Source organism: Gluconacetobacter sacchari, from assembly GCF_014174255.1.
Lineage (GTDB): Bacteria > Pseudomonadota > Alphaproteobacteria > Acetobacterales > Acetobacteraceae > Gluconacetobacter > Gluconacetobacter sacchari.
The window spans coordinates 1-1,038 of the sequence record NZ_JABEQJ010000095.1 but is presented as its reverse complement, the minus strand read 5'-3'; the positions used below and the strand labels follow the sequence as shown (position 1 = coordinate 1,038).

The following is a 1,038-nucleotide window of genomic DNA, read 5'->3' as shown; positions in this document are numbered from 1 at the left end:
GGGAGCGACGGACCGGGCGATCGGCCTGACGGAGCGTTTCGCCCGGTGCTTCACCGATGCCCGCGCGCCTCATCTCGTCGAGCATGACGTTCGTTCCCTGGTGCTCCAGCGCGTGGCGGGGATTGCGCTGGGATACGAGGATCTGGTCGATCACGACCATCTCCGCCATGATCCGGTTCTGGCGGCGCTGGCCGGCCGGCTGGACGCGGGCCGTGCCGGCTGTGCGCCGCTTGCGGGCAAAAGTACGCTGAACCGGCTGGAACTGGGCCGGGGGGAGCCCACACGCTATCATCGGATTGCCCACGACACGACCGCGATCGAGGCGCTGTTCGTCGATGTCTTTCTCGACGCCCATCGCGCGGCACCGGGTCAGATCGTGCTGGATCTCGACGCGACCGACGATCCCATTCATGGTCATCAGGAAGGGCGGTTCTTTCACGGTTATTACGACTGCTACTGTTATCTGCCGCTCTACATCTTCTGTGGCCGCCATCTCCTGGCCAGCAGGTTGCGCCCCTCGAACATCGATGGCGCGGCCGGAGCCGTGGAAGACGTCGCACGGATCGTTGGGCATATCCGGCGTCGCTGGCCCCGTGTGCGGATCCTCCTGCGTGCAGACGGTGGCTTCTGCCGCGAGACCCTGATGGCCTGGTGCGAGGCCAACCGCGTCGACTTCCTGTTCGGGCTCGCGCGCAATGCACGGCTGGCCGCGGAGGTCGCGGGCGAACTGGAGGCTGCCGAGGCCGAAAGCGCACGAACGGGGCGCCCTGCGCGCCGATACCGGGATTTCCGCTGGCTGACGCGCGACAGCTGGAGCCGGGCGCGGCGCGTCGTCGGCAAGGCGGAATGGACCGGTGGCGCGGCCAATCCGCGCTTTGTCGTCACCTCCCTCAGTCCCGCCGAGATCAAGGCCCGTCCTCTCTACGAGGCGATCTACTGCGCGCGCGGCGAAATGGAGAACCGGATCAAGGAGTGCCAGTTCGACCTGTTCGCCGACCGGACCTCCTCGGGAACCATGCGGGCCAACCAGTTGCGCCT

General features: G+C 67.2%; 1 protein-coding gene. It reads left to right on the top strand.

Annotated elements, in window-relative coordinates; all coding sequences use genetic code 11:
- On the top strand, window positions 1-1,038 hold a 1,038-nt coding region (locus tag HLH48_RS22805), incomplete at both ends, for an IS1380 family transposase (protein ID WP_182999727.1).